The following is an 848-nucleotide window of genomic DNA, read 5'->3' as shown; positions in this document are numbered from 1 at the left end:
GTGATGGCCTGGCGGTAGGTGCGATCCACCAGGTCCCCGGACGCGAACACCCCATCAATCGAAGTACTCGTGGTGCGGCCCTGCACCAGCACATAACCATCGGGGTCGGTCTCGAGCACCTCGCGCACCAACTCCGAGCGCGGATCATGGCCGATGGCCACAAACACCCCGGTCACCGCCAACGTCGAGACCTCACCGGTGCCGGTATCACGCAGCCGCACCCCCGTCACCGTGGACTCACCCTCGACGGCCTCGACCGCCTTGTTCGTCAAGATGGCGATCTTGTCATTGGCCTTCGCGCGCTCCAGCATGATCCGCGACGCCCGAAACTCCTCTCGCCGGTGCACCAACGTCACACTGCGGGCAAACCGGGTCAAAAACGTCGCCTCCTCCATCGCCGAGTCCCCACCCCCGATCACCGCGATGTCTTGATCTTTGAAAAAGAACCCATCACAAGTCGCACACGAGGACACCCCACGCCCCAGCAACTCCTGCTCGCCGGGCACCCCCAAATACCGCGCCGCGGCCCCCATCGCCAAGATCACCGACCGCGCCCGCACCGTCTGCCCCTCGGCCGTGGTCACCGACTTGACCGGCCCCTGCAGCGACACCGACTCGACGTCTTCCATCCGCAAATCCGCACCAAAGCGCAACGCCTGCTCACGCATCTGATCCATCAACTCCGGACCGGTGATCCCATCCCGAAAACCCGGGAAATTCTCCACCTCGGTGGTCGTCATCAACGCCCCACCAAACGACGTCCCCTCAAACACCACCGGCGCCAACTGCGCCCGCGCCGCATACAACGCCGCGGTATACCCAGCAGGACCCGAACCAATAACGATCAC

At 64.3% G+C, this 848-nt stretch carries 1 protein-coding gene; it reads right to left on the bottom strand.

Translation table 11 applies throughout. The features are described from left to right. Positions 1 to 848 (bottom strand): thioredoxin-disulfide reductase (gene trxB, locus A5652_RS02710; protein WP_156745119.1); only part of this gene is annotated, 848 nt, incomplete at both ends.

The organism is Mycobacterium sp. 1165178.9, assembly GCF_001673555.1.
Taxonomy (GTDB): domain Bacteria; phylum Actinomycetota; class Actinomycetes; order Mycobacteriales; family Mycobacteriaceae; genus Mycobacterium.
This window is presented reverse-complemented; position numbering and strand designations above follow the sequence as displayed.